Consider the following 17110-nt stretch of genomic DNA (forward strand, 5'->3'; position numbering starts at 1 on the left):
CCTACCGACCACACAATTTTAGGTATGCGCTCGCTATATTTTAATTTACCCAACCGTGATCGCCATTTTTACCTAACAGAGAGTAGCCTTTTTGTCAACTTATTTATTTAATTGATGACACGCCCTAGAAACCTACGATTATCTATAAACAATCTGTTCTATTCCTTCTTCGCTCCTGGCAACGTCGGCCTTATCCAGTCCACAGGCTGTCACGGTCGTTCGCGCTAGCGGAGCGTAGCTCTAATATCAAATCCGGTAGCATCGGTATAATATAATTAAACCTGATTAATAGCAAGAGTTAGGCGATCGCCATGCCAAGATTGTTAAAGGTACAACCACACAAAAGTATCGAAGAGTTGGAGAAACTCTACCGACAAAGTCAAGACCCAATAGAACGAACTAGATGCCAAATCCTCTGGTTGGTAGCTAAAGGCCACAAAGTAGAAGAAGTGGCTGAGGTTACTGGATATCGGGGTGTTTCAATTTACAGAATTGTCAGGCGCTATAACCAATTAGGTATTGACGGATTAAAAGATCGGCGCCATCAACATCAGGGGCCAGAGACCCTACTCTCAGAAATAGACCAAGCTTTCCTATGGCAAGCACTACAAGAGCCGCCCATAGATGGAGGTTTATGGAATGGACCAAAAGTAGCTAAGTGGATGAGCGAGGATCTGGAACGTCCTATTCATCCTCTTTGAGGGTGGGAATATTTACGTAGCTTTGAAATGCGTTTAAAAGTGCCACGTCCAGCACATGACAAAGGGGAGATCACAGAGCCAGAACAGTGGAAAAAAAAACTCAACCAGAAAGTCCAAGAAGTAAGTCAAAAACACCCAGGGGCTAGAGTTGAAGTCTGGGCAATGGATGAACATCGCGGTTAGTTAAAACCTATATGTAGAAGAGTCTGGGTTCAGTTGGGATGACAACCGATCGCTAATGTTAACTGGAAATACCAATGGTTATGGTTATACGGCTTTGTTAATCCAAATAATGGTGAAACTTACTACTGGATTTTACCAAAAGTTAATTAGGGAGCTTTTTAACCGAGTTTTAGAAGACTTTGCACGAGAATTTGAGTTAGGAGAAGACAAACAAATTATCTTAACCATTGACAGAGCTGGATGGCATACAAGTTCTGAGTTAAAGATTCCTTTGGGTTTGCACTTAGAGCTGATTTATAAAGTAAATATTAAATTGGCCAGTCGCCTAACCATAAGGTGAATTAGAGAGCCATAAATCATGGCTTCACTCACATCTGAATACACCTCATAATCCTTGCTTAAGGGTCTAAATCTATTCAACCATCCAAAGGTTCGCTCAACAATCCATCGTTTAGGTAGTCGCTCAAAAGTTTGGGAAGTTCTCTTGATTACTTCCACCCTCACGCGATCGCCACAAACTTCTTGGACAGCCCTTGCAAAATTCTGACCAGAATAACCTTGATCTACCCAAAGCACCTCCAATTTTGACAGTTTATCCTTGGCTTCATTAAGTACTATGACTGCTCCTAATCGTTCTGAAGCATTTGCTTCCGTGACCAAAACACCAATTAATAATCCTTGGGAATCTACGACAATGTGACGCTTACGGCCTTTAACTTTCTTGCCACCATCGCCCGCCGTATACCACCCCCTTTTTTCTGTGGTCTTCACTGACTGAGAATCAGCAATGGCAACAGTTGAATCTTTATCCCTATCTAATTCTGTTCTTAATTTTTGGCGTATTTCCTATGCGCATCTGCTGCCAAAAACCACTTTTTTGCCATTTTTTAAAATATTTGTATGCCGTGCTGTAAGGTGGTAGATCGTGAGGCATCATTTCCCACTGACATCCAGTCCGTTGCACATAGAATATGGCGTTGAAAATTTCTCGGTAATCCACCTCTATAGGATGACCAAACCCCTTGGGTAATGGTACTAGAGGCTTGAGTATTTGCCCCATACGAGTCACTCATATCACTTGGGTATGGTTGACGTTGAGGGTTGGCGATCGCAGGTAGACGACTCATTAGTTATAAAATGGAGCAAGTATAGTCAAGAATAACACTATATTCACTTATGACTTAACTTTCTTTAGATTTACTTTATAAATCAGCTCTTAGAGTATTTGCCAGCCTACTCACCAGAATTACAACCTGTAGAGGGTTTATGGCCTCTAATTAATGAACCGATAGCAAATCATTCATTTGCAAGGAAAGGAGGAACTAGAAGAAGTTTTGTTTAAGCGTTGTCAAGTTCTTTTAAAACAGCAGTTTCTCATCAAGGCTATAACCCAGTATCATTGGTGGCCGAAAGTTCAAGTTTAATTATACCGATGCTACCGGATTTGATATAACTGACCGCCATCGCTAAATTTAACGCTGCATTTCCTACGGAATGCTTCGCAAACAAGTCTCGATTGCAACTAAAATTGCAGTGTTCGCATTCAAAAACACGCTCTGATCAGGATAGAGAGTGCTTCACCTGACCACACCTGCTGCAAGTCTTAGAACTAGGAAACCATCTATCAACGATGATTAGTTGAGAGCCATATAACTCACACTTTTACTCGCGCCTGTCCTCGTGCCTGTCTACGAAACTCATAAAAACCCATATCAGCAACAGCCTTAGCTAGCCTGTGATTACCCATCATACCTGATACATTTAAGTCTTCTATTACTATCTGGCTGTGGTTTTTAGCTAGATAAGTAGTCAGTTTATGCAATGTATCTTTTCTGATGTTAGCTACCTTTGTGTGTAACTGGGCTATTTTGAGTTGCGCTTTTTTCCAGTTAGAGCGAAAACTTCACTTTATGTCGGTTCAGGTATTGCAACCTAGAAAGTTAGAAGCTAAACTTTCTATAAGATTTTGTACCAGGGAATACCTCACCATTTGATAGCGTCAAAGAGTGATTTCACACCCAAATCTACACCAACTACATCAACTGATTTCTCAGTTACTTGAGGTTCTGTTTCTATGAGGAAGCTAATGAACCATCTATCAGCTTTCCTGCTAATAGTTACAGATTTAGGAGCGACATAATCTGGCAAGATTTCAAAGGTTTTCACCCATCTAATTCGAGGTAATTTAATTTGATGAAAATCTACTGATATTGAACCATCTAAAGTGAAACTATCGTCTTTACCTTTTTTCTTAAATTTAGGTACTCCCGACACTTTAGTAAAACAACGCTTCCAAGCATTTGATAAATGCCTCAAAGCATATTGAGGCGCTGTTTTAGATACTTCGTATCGGCCAATAGTTATTCGGTTTTACCATTGCTACTAATAATTTATAAAGGTCAACCGCAGTGGGGAATTTAAGTTTACTCTTAGGATTATTGGAGTTGTGATTAAGAATGTTCTTAGTCAACCATAGTCCCCAATTATAAGCATGTCAGGCCACACCTAGCATGCTTAGCCAGTCATGTTTTTTGCACTTTTGTGGGGTTTCACTCAGTTTTGAATCCTAATTGCATAAAATTCAACATAGATTATCACATATTATACCAGATAATCACAGATTATGTCAAGCTGTTAATTACCCCCAAAAATTAAGCGACGTAACAAAAGTTGACTTTGCAAATAACTAACAGCTTTAGCATAATAAGGGTCTGACGTAGTAGCGATCGCCTGTGGTTGCCGATATAACCGTTGCCTTTGAGAATATGACAAATTGATAACCACATCAGGAGTAACACCTTTTTTACTAATATCAGTTCCTTTAGGAGTATAATAGTGAGCAATAGTTACTGCCAAACCAGAACCATCGGATAAAGAATGTACCGACTGTACCAAAGCTTTCCCAAAAGTCCGATCTCCCATCACTGTAGCACGACCATTATCTTGAAGCGCCCCTGCCAAAATTTCACTAGCACTCGCCGAGTTACCATCTACCAAAACCACTGTCGGTTTATTAGTCAAAGCTGAACGGTTTGCCCGTAGTTCCTCTGTGTCTCCATTTCGGTTAACTGTACTAACAATAGCACCTTTATCCATCCACATCCGAGCAATATCTATGCTGATACGCAATAACCCTCCTGGATTGCCCCGCAAGTCTAAAACATAACCATCAGGATTTTGAACCTTTAAATCTTCTATAGCTTTTTCCATCTGTTTTCCAGCATTGGCACTAAATTCTTCCAAACGGATATACCCAATACGCTGCTTTCCTTCTTGCTTTATGTCATAGCGAACTGCTTGTAATTGAATTCTAGCTCTAGTTAAAGTCACATCAAATTCTTTGTTTCGAGAGCGAATAATTCGTAGCACCACCTCTGTACCTACCTCACCACGAATCAGTTTAGCAGCTCCTGCTACACTTAACCCATCAGTAGATTTACCGTTAATTTCTTTAATTTTGTCTCCTGGTAATAAACCTGCCTTCATCGCCGGAGAATTTTCCACAACATCCACCACAGCGATCGCGTTCGTCAGCTCTTCCTGCTTTAATTGCATTCCGACTCCAGACATTTCCCCTGCTGTTTGATTAGTTAGAGTTTTAAACTGTTCTGGGCTAAGGAAACGAGTATAAGGGTCATTCAGTTCATCTAGAGCTTGGCGCAGTGCTTTGTAAGCTTGTTCTTGGGAAGTATAATTTTTCTCTAATAAATTTGTCCTAATAGCTTGCCAATCTGTATTATTAAAGCTACCATCAACATACTCCCGATTAACAATTTGCCATGCTTCGTCCAATACTACTTTGGGACTATTTTCTAAATTTGCCTCAGCAGGCTGAGTGAAGCTAGGAGTTAATAAAGACAAAGCTGCTGTTGTAGCTAATGCTCCACTGTAAAATATTTTTGAAATTAAAGAAAAGTGTTTTGAAGGTGAGTTCATTTACTTTTTTGATATTTGGACATATATTTGGTTGACTTTTCCAATATTATATGATATTTTACAAAAAATTGGGGTATGTGCCTCCCTTTTCAAGGGGATGAAAAGCGGTCGAGGGATGGATGGGCTCCTTAACCATATCCAATCGACCAAGAGAAAATATTCGATTCAGTATTTCAAGCCTCTGGCTTTCCTAGGTCATGCTGCGCAAAGAGACAGAGGTGCTAATAACTGATAACGGATAACTGATAACTGAAATGACCTTAAATTTTTCTTGAAGAAACCTAAAATAAGTAAGAGGATATTAGCTGAAGATATTTAGGATTTACCCATGAACGCTATTGGTAGGGTGGATTTTCCGCGCTTCAAGACATGAAACGCTGCGCGACATGTTTGCGGAAAGCGTAGCATTCTACAGGAAAGCAAAAAGCTGATCTCCTAATGCACCAAGACCCTATCTATAAATTCTATAATATAGTGCCTCCCGTGTAAGTCCTGATATTAATAACTATATCTATTCTATCTATAGTTATTGGAAAATGGGCTATGGCAATCGTCAATAAGTTTAGGACTTACCAAAAAAACAAAAAAAGAGGTATAAAGCCTCCCCTGGTTCGGGGATGAAAAAATTTTAACTCAGTATTTCAAGCCTCCAAATTTATTCGGAGGTTCACTCTCTACTGATAACTGATAACTGAAATGACACAGTCACCCTAGATATAGTGTTTAAAACTATGGCGCGTTTTTTCAATCTATATACAGTACCTTTGCGTAACTCCTGAAGTTGTAAAATTTTATCAAATCAAAATAATTGGGTCTAAAACCCCGGTTTTAAGGCTAAACGTTTTTGGAGATTTACTCAAATCTTGGTTACAAAAACAACCTCTGATATAATGTTAATTGTTCTTATGTTTACTTCTCCCCGACTCCCCTACTCCCGTAGGGACGCCCTCCTTATGCAACGTCCCTACCCTGCTCAATGAAATCAGGACTTACCCACGCGCAACCTATTTTTTCCGATACGAACGACAGCGTTTCGCTCCGCGACATGAATGGGTCGCAGTCCGTCAGGATAGCAATCTCAAACCAAGAAAATTGCGTTTCTAATGCGTAAGTCCTGGAAATGTAAAAAAGTTTTTGAGAAATGGTATTACTTCCTCTGAGATTTCGAGACCAAAGCAGTACAGTTTTTTTCACAAATCATTTAGAATTGCTATATCAGAAAAATTTTAGTTCTTCTAGATAAAAAATTGTGGAAAGGAAAGCCGAAACCTCAAATTTGCTAGGTTCATTAATAAATCTGCTAGTTCCCATTACAGCTTTAGCAGGTATAATTAGCTTACAAATATTCTGGCCACCAACAGATTCTCCATTAAAAGAGAAAATAGTTTTAGACTCAACCGATGCAGTCTTAATTGAACAAAAAGAAGCCTTACAACTTAAGTTATGGAAAGCATTTCCTACTTTTGGATTTGATAACTTGATAGCAGATTGGGTATTTCTCCAATTTCTCCAATATTTCGGGGATGATGCAGCCAGAAATGAAACAGGTTATTCTCTCAGTGAAGATTACTTTGATATCATCACCGACTTAGACCCTAAATGGGTTGACATCTATCTATTCGTTTCTAACTCCTTGTCTATATATGAAGGTAAGCCTAAAGTAGCTGTAGAATACATGACCCGTGGTACTGATGAACTTTCCCCAGAGATAAATTCCCAAGCATGGCAAGTATGGAGACTCAAAGGGATAGATCAGTTATTATTAGTCGGTGATATTCCTGGAGCTATTCATTCTCACGAAATGGCTGCCAAATGGGTTGAAAATACCTCGTACCAAGACTTAAGAACTCTATTTGCAGACACAGCCAAATTTCTCAAGGACGAGCCAGATAGTAGATTAATCAAATTTAATGCTTGGTTATGGGTATATGGTCAAACAAGGGACCAGAGGGTACAGGAACGCGCTCAACAAGAAATTATCCAACTTGGGGGGAAAGTGGAAATTGGTGAAGATGGGAAAAAGAGTTTTATCTTGCCCGATGTTTCTAAATAAGCGATTTAGTTAAAATTTTTACTATACCATAATATCTCACAAACCAATCAAAAAACCGGGTTTATTTCCCTGATTGTTTTTGTTCAAACCAGGAACTTTTTTTGATAAACCCGGTTTCTGAGTAATATCATGTCCGTTAGCATCGGATTTTTCGGGCACCGTGCGTGTATACAATCAAGGTAAAAATAGCAGAAAAGCTTCTGCCTTCAGCATAGCTGCCTTCCTGTCTCCGAAATGTAACTATTCAACCGGACATGATATAAGTCCTGATACCATTATCTAGTCCGAAGGAACCATTGAGCTTGTAAGCATCTTTCAAATATACTCGCTCCATAAACTTAAACTCTAATTGTAACACCATCTGCTATAGCCTCTGTTTTGAGTCATCAGAGTTTTCTGTTTATTTACAGGACTTACGCAAAGACACTATAATATAGATAATTGGTGCGTTAGCCTAGCTTAACGCACCCTACCAATAGCGTTCATGGTTTTAGTCCTAATTTAATTTGAGTTTGGTTGTAATAGATTTCATATACGGGTAAGCGCAGGCTATCATATAATAGTATGCGTTTGAAGGTATTATATTGTTATTCTCTGATTAGGTCAATCCTCCTTTATCGCTAGAAGATTATCTAGTGAAATTACTATATTTTGCAATAATTTACTGATTTTAAGATTGCCCTCGGAAGAGAGTAACAAAAGAGAAATTTTCTTCATTTAAACCCAACGTATATTTCTTGCTAATCTGAGATTATGTATCCAAGGTTGATGGGCTAACTGTGTAACTGCTTCCGCAGAAAGTTTAGCTGTAAAAGTACATCGTTTATGATTTACACCTCTGACACCAAGTTCTTCTAAAAAGCTGGCTTCTGTTTGCTTTGGCACTTCTGTTGTCCGGACAAATACTTCAATTTGCGGTTTTTGTGATGTTCGGTTTTGATTCAAAGCATTCACTAAGCCTGGATCTAATTTGCGATAATCTTTTAAGTTTTCCATTTTTTCATAGCACTCCTTTTTCAGTTATAGTTATCAGTTATCAGTTATTCAGTTATCAGTTAGCCTCCTGAGTCGGAGCTGCGCTTTTTCCTATAGGGAATGCTCCGCTTTCCATGTCGCGGAGCGAAAGAGTTAACAGCATCTCTGCTTGTTTACGCAGCATTCCGCAGGAAAGCCAGAGGCTGAAAATACTGCAGTTTATTTTTTTCTTTTCCGTCAATCCTCTCCCGAAAAGGTAGAGGTAATTATTCATTATTCATTAATAAAATATCTCAACAAAAGCTGAGTTTATTGGTTTTAAGACTTACACAAAAACTGGGTTTCTTAACATAATTTCCTGATTTGAAAGACCAAAGATTAAGGAAGTCAATTTAATTTTTTGATTGGTTTGTGTAAGTTATGGCTCTGAATTATTGTTTTTTAGATTATGAAATCTAGTTAATAAACCCCTTCAATCTTTACAAAAAACCTAAATTTAGTTAATTTTGGTTTTCTTAATTTATTCTATTTAATAGGTAGTTTAGCATTTTAATTTGGTTTGGTCAAGAGTATGAAATGAAGCTTAAAAATAATACTAAATTTGATTGAGAATAGAGGCTTAAATGTAAAGGTTCTGTAAAAGACAGAAATCAGCCTCCTTAAGAATTAAAATCCGTGGGTTTTTAGCTGAAATCTAAAAGATGATTAAATTTAATCCACAAGCTAGAAACCCCGTTTCTTGGAGATACTAAATTATCACGGCCTATCTTTTTGTATTATGGTTAATTAATCCACAAGCTAGAAACCGGGTTTCTTGGAGATACTAAATTATTACGCCCTATCTTTTTGTATTATCGTTAATTAATCCACAAGCTAGAAACCCGGTTTCTTCGAGAAACCGGGTTTCTTTTTGGAGATAATTATCCATTATTCTGAGGATTTAAGATATTGATAAGTCTTCTTAGACACCCCGCGAATCAACTCTACAGCATCCTGGTCATCATCCGGACGCTTCACCAGTACAGCCAAAAGATAACGCTTGCCATTAACCAAATCAATCATACCAGCATCCGCCAACACAGACTTCAGATTACCTGTTTTGTGAGCAATCACAGCACCTCTACCTATACCCCTAGGTAATAAAGAATCATTCTCAGTTCTCTCCATAATCCGAAATAAGCGATCGCGAGACTTCAGAGATACCAATCCCCCCTGATTTACCTGTGAAATTAAATTTATCAAATCCTTGGGAGTTGTTGTATTAGTTCCCGACAAGTCTGGTAAAGGATTATTAATAACAGTATTCTTTAAACCCCAACTTTGAAACAACTGATTCAAAACATCAGCCCCACCAAGCGCTTCAATTAACATATTAGTTGCTGTATTATCACTAATCACAATCATCTTTGTCGCAGTTTCCAAAGCCGTATATTTGCTACCAGGTTGCCTAAACTGCATATCTCCAGACCCCTCAGCTACATGAGATTCCTCCATTGTTAACATATCATCTAGTTTGATTCTGCCCTGATCTACTGCTTGGAAAAAAGCCATTAATATTGGCAATTTAATCGTGCTAGCTGCAGCAACAGCAGTGTCTCCATTAATATCCACATAAGCACCAGTATCAGTATCAATCAGAAATACTCCTGGTGTTAAATTTGGGTATTTGGCGATGACTGTATCTAACTCTGTTTTCAAAGCTGTAATTTGCCGAGTTTGTTGTACTGCTAAAGGCAGAATAGAAGGAGATTCCCATTCCTGATTTCCCTGTACCTCACTATCTGCTGCCTGAGAAATGGGATTAGAACTAATTCCAGGTTTCAAGATAGATAAGACTGTTCCACCAATCACTGCTATTCCCACACCTAAGATTAACATCCGAGTTGCATACAATAGCAAGGAAGAGGAACGAGAACGATGACGAGTTGTAACTGGCGCTTTTTTAGGCGGTAATGACTCAGAAATAAAAGATTTAGTTTTTTCTGGTCGTTTCCGAGGGCGAGTAGATGGTGTATTTTTTGGTTCTGCGAGCTTCTTTAATCTAGCGAGTTGGTCTATTCTACTACGTTTAGCCCTATGAGACTGAAACTTAGGAATTTCTTGTTTGAAAGCTCTAGGTGTAACAGCTTTCTTTTTAGTAGGGACTGGTCTGAGAAATCTTTGTTCAGAAGTTGGCAGTGGAAACTTAGCTACATTACGCCTTTTTTTTAGAGGTAGCTGCGGTTGCAGCGGTTCAATAGACTCTTTACTTGATTTTTGTGACTGAAAGTCTGATGTAGTAGTAGAAGGTACTACCGAAAGAATTGCTCGATTACGAAAACTCTGAACCACTCCAAATACCTTAATATATAACTATAATTTTATTAACTAATACGATTCCAAGAATATCAAAAGCTAATCCGGCAAAAATAATTTTTTATTTGATTGAATAAATTCAAAATTAGAGGATATTCTCACAATTATTTCTGTTAATTTAGAGGTTTTGATATTTTTAAATATACAGTTCCCTGGCGTATGTAGATGTCACATTTGGTTAATTTATTGGCTGGTTAGCCAATACATTCAAGGATAGCTTTAAATTAATATTTACCATCAAGTTTAATAATAATTGGATGACATCCATAAATATTTTATAGTTTCCTGTACATAGATTATCTTACAAGAGCTGTATGGTAAGTTGAAACCCAACTATAGTCAAACTTGACTAGGTTTCACTATTTTGCTTCAATAAGGGTAGGTTGGGTTGAGGGACGAAACCCAACCACAGTCAAACTTGACTAGGTTTCACTATTTTGGTTCAATAAGGATAGTGCATTAGGACGGGCTTATATAAATCCTAGATAAGCATCAAAGTTCTTGCTAAAACCATGCCCTACCCCATGCACCATTTTAGATGAAACAATGCAGTCGGTTGGGTTGAGAAACCGAAATCGAACAATAGTAAAGCTTTATTAGGTTTCACTATCGTACTGCTACGGGTCAGCAAGGTAAAACCCAACCTATACTTTTAACTGTTTCAGTCTACTACTGGACTTTTATTTGGAATACCCAGACCAGAAAATTAACTATCATGCTGATTATAATTAGAAAGTGCCCAATTAATTTGTCTAATCATTCCCCGTAACATTGCTATTTCTTGAGTGGAAGGATAAGCACGATTGTATAGACGACGGAATTTTTCCATTCTACTAGATGTTGTATGAGGATAAAGATAACCTATTTTCAGCAACATGGATTCTAAATCCTGATAATATGCTTCTAAAATATCTAGGGAGGCTTCTAAATCATGGCTTTGTTGGTTTTGAGAACTATTCTCCTGATTAAGTTGTGCTTGATATAGCTCATAACAACAGATGGCTACTGCTTGAGCCAAGTTTAGAGAAGGGTAAGCATCATCTGATTCAATACGGACAAATCTTTGGGCGTAGTTTAATTCTTCATTAGTTAAACCTCGGTCTTCTCTTCCAAATATTAAAGCTGATGAGTATCCTAGTAGCCAATGTAAGGAATTTTTCGGGTTTTCTAGGTTCGTGGGCAATGAACGGTCTAGAGATGTTGTGGCGATCGCTCTTTGACATCCTTTGAGAGCTTCAGGTAATGTTGGGACTATGGTGGCCTTTTCTAAAATTTCTGCTGCATGAACTGCCATTTTTCGAGCTTCTGGCCCATTATGGTCGCATTGGGGGTTGACCAAAACCAAATTGTAGAAGCCCATATTTTTCATAATTCTAGCTACAGAACCAACATTTAGTGGGCCTTGGGCTTCTACTAAGACTATTTTTATTTGTGTTGATTCTGATTTGACCATATTCATTAATTGATAATTGATAATGGATAATTGATAATTAGGACTTGCTGAAAAAGTCTGTTGGTGAAGGTAGGAAATGGGCAATAGGCAATAGTTACAAGCATTAATTTTTCTACATTTTTCCAATTTTTGTGAGGAAATATCCAGAGCTTTGAAGGTTAATTTAGTAGTTTTTTAGTAATTTTTGTGACTTAAAAAAGCCTTTAAGCTTTATCTGTGAATGGTTTAATATTTAATCATTAAGACTTAATTAAAGAAATAAATTTTCTCTACTTGGTTCAATTCAAGTATGATTTTCACCAAAGGTAATTATCCATGATTAATTATTAATTGTTAATTAGTTTATCCCTACTCCCTGTCTTAATATTAATTCTGCTAATTCACAAAAACCTTCTGCTTCTTTTTTGCTAGTAACATAGACTGGCTGATCATTGAGTTTATCAGCATATTCAAGAACATTTGCCACACCGACTGACAAAGGAAATTTACTTTCTTGAAATAAACTTTCATCATTCGGACTATCACCAACTGTAATAATTTTTTCTGTTGTTAATGCAGAGAAATACTTTGACAAAACTTGCAATAGTCCAGTAGCTTTATCTTGTTCTAAAAGTTTGATATGACATTGCACAGTGCTATAGGTAAAACCATAACCTTTTGTTTCACAAATACCTGCCATTTTTGTTAGTTCAGAAAGACTTAAATCTTGCATATCAAAAGTCCAATCTGTTAATCTAAACTGATTATCAAGAGATGGTTCAATTTGGGGAAATTGACTTTTTAAGTATTGGAAAACTTCAGCTAAATTTTGTCTGTGTAGAGCAATATTTGGAATAGAAGTTAAAATTTCTGGAGCTTCACTATGAAGAGGATAAAATAAACCGCCATTTTCAGCGATCGCTCCAACTATAGGCAAATAATTTTTGATAGCTTGCACCCAACCAGCAGAACGACCAGTAATTACTAATACCTGAATTTTTGATACTGATAACTTTTCTAAAGCTACAAAAATATCGGAAGTAAATTTACCATTTTTAGTTAATGTACCATCCATATCAGTAGCTATAATTTTAATATCTTTGAGGATAGTTTTTGCTATTTCTTTAGAGATAGGAATAAAAGGCATAATCAATATTTTGGATAATAATTTCTCCTCAGCATTTAGCTGTCAGCTATGGCTTTTAATTTTTGATAAAAGCTTTATTATTAGGAGGCTTGCTGACTGCTAATAGTTGAATGCTGATAATTTCTCAATTCTGTAGATTATATATTAATCCTATTCTATTCTTATCAAAAATTTTGCTACTTTATTGGTACAATAATAGAATTAACTAAATTGAGTTGGAATAATTTTATGGATAATACTATCAAATGTGCAGAAGCTTGTGTGAATGGTTGTATTTTAGGCGATCGATGCCCAAATAAGACTTATGCTGAAGGCACTTCTAAATTTATAAGTAATACTTCTTTGGATCAAATGCTAGAAATAGCTGAAGAAGCGGTGAATAAGAAAAGAATGGCTTCTCCTAAATGGGTAATTCCTGAGCTTCCTAAATAAATATACAATTAGGACTTACCCATGAACGCTGGGTAGTGGATTGTTTCATCTTTAATTGTGCATTAGTAGGGGCGGGTTTTCACCAGAATTTTGATGGTTACTCCCAGATTTAGATAAACCCGCCCTCTAGGAAGGTTGGCTACATCATTAAGAGGGGGTTTTCACCAGAATTTTGATGGTTACTCCAATTTTTTATTCCTTAGTTCGGATACCATTGCTCATTCATTAATGCTATAGTTAAATGCTACTAAAAATAACTAAAAAAATCACAAAAATTAGTCAAAAACAAAATCATACTAATTAATAGTATTTAGAAATAAAAAACCTAAGTATAGCAAAATTTTTAACAAGTGATATTGATATTAGTTACACGATATTAATGATTTACAAGGTATATGCTGAAACGTTTGTACTCAGAGCATTCTGCCCTCACGAGTAATATCTTAAATCTTGTCCAGGATAAATGTACCTTACAGGTAAAGGAAAGCACTCTAAGTGTTCCTTAAAACCAAAAATTTTATACTTCATAACAATGGAAAGCGCTGTAATATTCAGCACATAAATATCCCTTAGTTTCCTTTATATTTAATAAGCATTTGCCTATTTATGAGATTGTTAATATGATTAGGAATGATAATTTGATTATCTCCAGAAATAAATTAAGTTTACCATTTATGTGCAACATGAGTTATAATAAAAACGTATAAAACTTATTCAATTATCATTTTTTAATCATCCTAGATTGATTTATTAATACTACTCTCAAAATCATACATAATAATAAATCTCTAGTAAAATTATCAACAAAAAAATAATATGATAAATTTAGATCAAATACCACAGGAACTATCAATTAATGTCAATCTATTATTACAATTTTTAGCTATTGGAGTCTTAGTAATGATTACTATTCTAGGGATTCGTAAGCTACCTGCATTAATGGGAAACATATTATCTACAGAAATTTATCAAGTATATAAAACTGTTATATCCCCAAATAAATCATTAATTGGAATAGTAATCGCTCTAGCAATTTCGGAGATCATTCTTTTAGCTGTCACACCATATTCTGAAGCTTTTATTGTAGAAATAATCTTGAGTTTAATCCTAACTATTACCACTAGCTGGTTAGGTTTTAAATTAACTCAACAATTTTTTGATATCTACTTAATAGAAGCAGCATTTAGAAGTGATCGTAAAGCTAATAGTGACCTATTTATAGTAGGTAAATTTTTAGCGAATTTTGTTATTATTGTTCTAGCTATTATCATTTTTGCTCAAACTCACCAAGTTAATGTATTTGGTTTAATTGCTAGTTTAGGAATAGGAGGTGTAGCAGTTGCTTTTGCTTCCCAAAGTACCCTAAGTCAATTACTTGGTGGAATTGTTCTTTATATAGATAGACCTTTTATAATTGATGACTATATTGGTCTTCCTGATGGTACTTTTGGCAGAGTAGAATCCATTGGTTTACGGTCTACTAAAATTCGATCTTCTGGTAAAGGTACATTAGTTATTATTCCTAATAGCTCTCTAACACAGGTAAGTATTGAAAACTTTTCGGCAGCAAAGAAAGTTATGTCTATGTTATACTTGACATTTTATCGTTATGTAGATATTGAAGAGCAAGCATTAATTCGCCAAGTTATCTTAACAAGTACCAGTGACATATCTGGTATCGATCCGCGTAATACTGATATTACTTTTAAAGATGCACAAAGTTCTGCTTCTCAGGATATAACTCAAGCCCAGATTACATTTTTTATTTTAGGTTCTGGCAAAGTATCTATGAATTTACGTCGTCAAATGTTGGATAATGCTAGTCAAAGAATTACTTTGAAGTTGAAGGAATATGGTATTGCTTTTGATATAGATCAACCCAGTATATATGTCGATTCACCAATTACGGTCTAATACAAAGCTTATTGGTAGTAGACTGATATAACTAAAAATTTAAGCTCTTGTAGAACGATAGTTAAACTCAAAAAACTTCCGTAGGAGATACTAATAACTGATAACTGAAATGACTCCCTGAAAACCGCAAAACAACTTCTTCAGCAAACCCTAAATTAGTTTTAAATAAGCAGCATTAATAGATAATAAGTAGTAGAAGCAAATATAGCAATCTGTGCATAGGTTGTGACAAATCAAAAAGTAGATAAAAAAACTGATAGTCTGACCGAATAATTAAATAATTAAATAATTCGCACCTTGAAGCCTCCCCTTTAAAAGAGAAAAAGCGGTCGTTAGCGCAGCTTCCCGTAGGGAGAGATGGCGAGGTCTCCTCCCCATCTCTAATCGACCAAGAGAAAGTAAATTTTTTCCTTTTATTCAATTATCTCCCTTTTTTGGCTCTGCTTTATAAACATCTTTCTTAATATAAAACTTGACAAAAATAACAAGTTATGGGTAAGTCTCTCAAAGACTTTTTTGGCAGAAAATAGTATTAAAAAATACATTTTTTTGATAGATGTAGACAAAATTCTTCCTCCCCTTCCTCCCCTTCCTCCCATAAGGGTTTCAGGAGTTCCTTATAAGGGATAGCTTTTAGGGAGAGGTAATTATTAATTATCCATTATTAAAATGTTCTCAGTTAAGCCTTCCCAGTTAAGCTTTCCCTAAAAATAGTAAGATTTTCATACACAAATAAAATAGGATTCCTATATGTTTTTATTAAATATAAATAACCAAATAGATCAGATACTTACTTCTTTGGATGATACTAGCATTCCTAAATATTTAATTTTTCTTGTCTTCGCTTTGGGAGCTATCTTAATAGGAAGATATACATCAGTAATATTGAGTATAATTATTAAAAATTTTCTTCCAGATGCAGAGCAAAGAATTATCAATAATTTTCTCGATCCTCTAAAAGAACCTCTTCAACTTGCTGGAACTTGTTTATTAATTTCTCTATCCTCAGCTTGGTTACAAGAATACAAAGAACTCTATAATTTCTTTCATCCAATTATTATTTTTTCTGTAGTTGCTAGTTTAGCATGGTTAGCTTCTCGAATATTTCGTCAAGTTGTGAGAATATATGGAATTGAAATTCTGCGGAAATCTGGCTTAGAAGTTGATGAGTTACTGTTAGTTTTTGAAGCGGTTGTCAACATAATAATTGGATTTATTGCTGTAATAGCTTATGCACAAAGTCAGCAGTTTCCATTAACAGGTTTATTAGCGGGTGTATCTATTGGTGGGGTTGCCATTAGTTTTGCTGCTTCTAAAACTTTGGAGCAATTGTTTGGTACTGTTGTGTTATATTTAGACCGTCCATTTGTTCCTGGAGATTATATTCGTTTCTCCCTAACATCTGGTTATACTCCTCCAGAGGGTGAAACTTATGGTAGGGTGGAATCTATTGGTCTACGGTCTACCAAGATTAGAGTGGCAGCTACGGGTACTTTAGGTATTGTTCCTAATAATCAATTAGCTAATACAGCAATTTTGAATGTTACTCGTGGTAAGAAAGTAATGGTTTTACTATATTTAGATTTTATTAAACAATTAACAGAACGAGAAAAAGCGTTAGTTCAACAGGTTGTTAAAAATAGTACAGATTCATTATATGGTATTGACCCAGGTAGTACGAAAATATTTGTATTTGACCATGAAACTACAGAGAAAAGTCGTGCTAGAGTAACATTCTTTATTTTAGGTTCTAGTGAAAATTCTATTGAGTTAAGGAAGCAACTATTAGAAATTGCTAATAATAATTTTTCTAAGGAACTGAAGAAGTTTGGTATAGAGTTTAATATGCAAGAACCAAATATTTATGTTGATTCTCCAGTTACTATTTAGGGTTCATTTTTAGAGAGATAATGGGTTTTGACAGGAATATTTAAAAAAAAAAGGAAAGAGTAATTAGGGTTTGTTAAAAAAGTCTATTAGTA

The 17110-nt window shown here is 35.9% G+C and carries 15 protein-coding genes and 1 pseudogene; 7 read left to right on the plus strand and 9 right to left on the minus strand.

What is annotated here, in order from left to right:
• Positions 1–311 precede the first annotated feature (311 nt).
• From VKJ25_RS02195 to VKJ25_RS02205, 3 genes are read left to right on the plus strand one after another with little or no spacing between them, the layout of a single operon-like run.
• Positions 312–701, plus strand: coding sequence for a helix-turn-helix domain-containing protein (locus VKJ25_RS02195; protein ID WP_324234990.1), 390 nt, complete (start codon positions 312–314; stop codon positions 699–701).
• A 39-nt stretch (positions 702–740) separates the two neighbouring features.
• Positions 741–884 (plus strand): hypothetical protein, encoded by a 144-nt coding sequence (locus VKJ25_RS02200; protein ID WP_324234991.1) that lies wholly within the window; start codon positions 741–743, stop codon positions 882–884.
• A gap of 55 nt (positions 885–939) precedes the next feature.
• Positions 940–1224, plus strand: coding sequence for a hypothetical protein (locus tag VKJ25_RS02205; RefSeq protein ID WP_324234992.1), 285 nt, complete (start codon positions 940–942; stop codon positions 1222–1224).
• On the opposite strand, the pseudogene VKJ25_RS02210 reads toward VKJ25_RS02205, so the two are convergent.
• The 5 genes and pseudogenes from VKJ25_RS02210 to ctpB all read right to left on the minus strand — a co-directional run bounded on the left by VKJ25_RS02210 (position 1179) and on the right by ctpB (position 4820).
• Positions 1179–2011: pseudogene (locus VKJ25_RS02210) on the minus strand (IS5 family transposase). The gene VKJ25_RS02205 and the pseudogene VKJ25_RS02210 overlap by 46 nt on opposite strands.
• A 433-nt stretch (positions 2012–2444) precedes the next feature.
• Positions 2445–2519, minus strand: a complete 75-nt coding sequence (locus tag VKJ25_RS02215; RefSeq protein ID WP_324235002.1) for a hypothetical protein — start codon at positions 2517–2519, stop codon at positions 2445–2447.
• Positions 2520–2538: 19 nt separating this feature from the next.
• Positions 2539–2751, minus strand: coding sequence for a transposase (locus VKJ25_RS02220; RefSeq protein ID WP_324235003.1), 213 nt, complete (start codon positions 2749–2751; stop codon positions 2539–2541).
• 116 nt (positions 2752–2867) lie between these two features.
• Positions 2868–3200, minus strand: coding sequence for a hypothetical protein (locus VKJ25_RS02225; RefSeq protein ID WP_324234993.1), 333 nt, complete (start codon positions 3198–3200; stop codon positions 2868–2870).
• 318 nt (positions 3201–3518) lie between these two features.
• A complete protein-coding gene (gene ctpB / locus VKJ25_RS02230; protein ID WP_324234994.1) occupies positions 3519–4820 on the minus strand; it encodes a carboxyl-terminal processing protease CtpB in 1302 nt (433 codons plus the stop codon).
• A 1249-nt stretch (positions 4821–6069) separates the two neighbouring features.
• Here ctpB and VKJ25_RS02235 point away from each other — a divergent pair.
• The gene (locus VKJ25_RS02235) at positions 6070–6873 is read left to right on the plus strand and encodes a hypothetical protein (RefSeq protein ID WP_324234995.1); all 804 of its coding nucleotides are present in this window, start codon (positions 6070–6072) and stop codon (positions 6871–6873) included.
• 717 nt (positions 6874–7590) lie between these two features.
• Here VKJ25_RS02235 and VKJ25_RS02240 read toward each other — a convergent pair.
• The 4 genes from VKJ25_RS02240 to VKJ25_RS02255 form a co-directional block, all read right to left on the minus strand.
• Positions 7591–7869 (minus strand): hypothetical protein, encoded by a 279-nt coding sequence (locus VKJ25_RS02240; protein ID WP_324234996.1) that lies wholly within the window; start codon positions 7867–7869, stop codon positions 7591–7593.
• A 906-nt stretch (positions 7870–8775) separates the two neighbouring features.
• A complete protein-coding gene (locus VKJ25_RS02245) occupies positions 8776–10179 on the minus strand; it encodes a serine hydrolase (protein ID WP_324234997.1) in 1404 nt (467 codons plus the stop codon).
• 730 nt (positions 10180–10909) lie between these two features.
• Positions 10910–11656: an RNA methyltransferase gene (locus VKJ25_RS02250; RefSeq protein WP_324235004.1), complete on the minus strand. Its 747-nt coding sequence runs from the start codon at positions 11654–11656 to the stop codon at positions 10910–10912.
• Positions 11657–11993: 337 nt separating this feature from the next.
• Entirely contained in the window at positions 11994–12782 is a 789-nt protein-coding gene (locus VKJ25_RS02255) for an HAD family hydrolase (RefSeq protein WP_324234998.1), read from the minus strand.
• 228 nt (positions 12783–13010) lie between these two features.
• Here VKJ25_RS02255 and VKJ25_RS02260 point away from each other — a divergent pair, with 228 nt between their 5' ends.
• The 3 genes from VKJ25_RS02260 to VKJ25_RS02270 all read left to right on the plus strand — a co-directional run bounded on the left by VKJ25_RS02260 (position 13011) and on the right by VKJ25_RS02270 (position 17018).
• Entirely contained in the window at positions 13011–13214 is a 204-nt protein-coding gene (locus tag VKJ25_RS02260) for a hypothetical protein (RefSeq protein WP_324234999.1), read from the plus strand.
• Positions 13215–14030: 816 nt separating this feature from the next.
• The gene (locus tag VKJ25_RS02265) at positions 14031–15128 is read left to right on the plus strand and encodes a mechanosensitive ion channel family protein (protein ID WP_324235000.1); all 1098 of its coding nucleotides are present in this window, start codon (positions 14031–14033) and stop codon (positions 15126–15128) included.
• Between the two features lie 750 nt (positions 15129–15878).
• Positions 15879–17018 (plus strand): mechanosensitive ion channel family protein, encoded by a 1140-nt coding sequence (locus VKJ25_RS02270; RefSeq protein WP_324235001.1) that lies wholly within the window; start codon positions 15879–15881, stop codon positions 17016–17018.
• Positions 17019–17110 lie beyond the last annotated feature (92 nt).

The sequence above is a fragment of the Okeania sp. genome (genome assembly GCF_035285525.1).
Classification (GTDB): domain Bacteria; phylum Cyanobacteriota; class Cyanobacteriia; order Cyanobacteriales; family Microcoleaceae; genus Trichodesmium.

Bases quoted from the DNA above. Each gene is read 5' to 3' on its own strand.
- VKJ25_RS02195 (WP_324234990.1), top strand. From the start codon at position 312: ATGCCAAGATTGTTAAAGGTACAACCACACAAAAGTATCGAAGAGTTG.
- VKJ25_RS02205 (WP_324234992.1), top strand. From the start codon at position 940: ATGTTAACTGGAAATACCAATGGTTATGGTTATACGGCTTTGTTAATC.
- ctpB (WP_324234994.1), bottom strand. From the start codon at position 4,820: ATGAACTCACCTTCAAAACACTTTTCTTTAATTTCAAAAATATTTTAC.
- VKJ25_RS02240 (WP_324234996.1), bottom strand. From the start codon at position 7,869: ATGGAAAACTTAAAAGATTATCGCAAATTAGATCCAGGCTTAGTGAAT.
- VKJ25_RS02250 (WP_324235004.1), bottom strand. From the start codon at position 11,656: ATGGTCAAATCAGAATCAACACAAATAAAAATAGTCTTAGTAGAAGCC.
- VKJ25_RS02255 (WP_324234998.1), bottom strand. From the start codon at position 12,782: ATGCCTTTTATTCCTATCTCTAAAGAAATAGCAAAAACTATCCTCAAA.
- VKJ25_RS02260 (WP_324234999.1), top strand. From the start codon at position 13,011: ATGGATAATACTATCAAATGTGCAGAAGCTTGTGTGAATGGTTGTATT.
- VKJ25_RS02265 (WP_324235000.1), top strand. From the start codon at position 14,031: ATGATAAATTTAGATCAAATACCACAGGAACTATCAATTAATGTCAAT.
- VKJ25_RS02270 (WP_324235001.1), top strand. From the start codon at position 15,879: ATGTTTTTATTAAATATAAATAACCAAATAGATCAGATACTTACTTCT.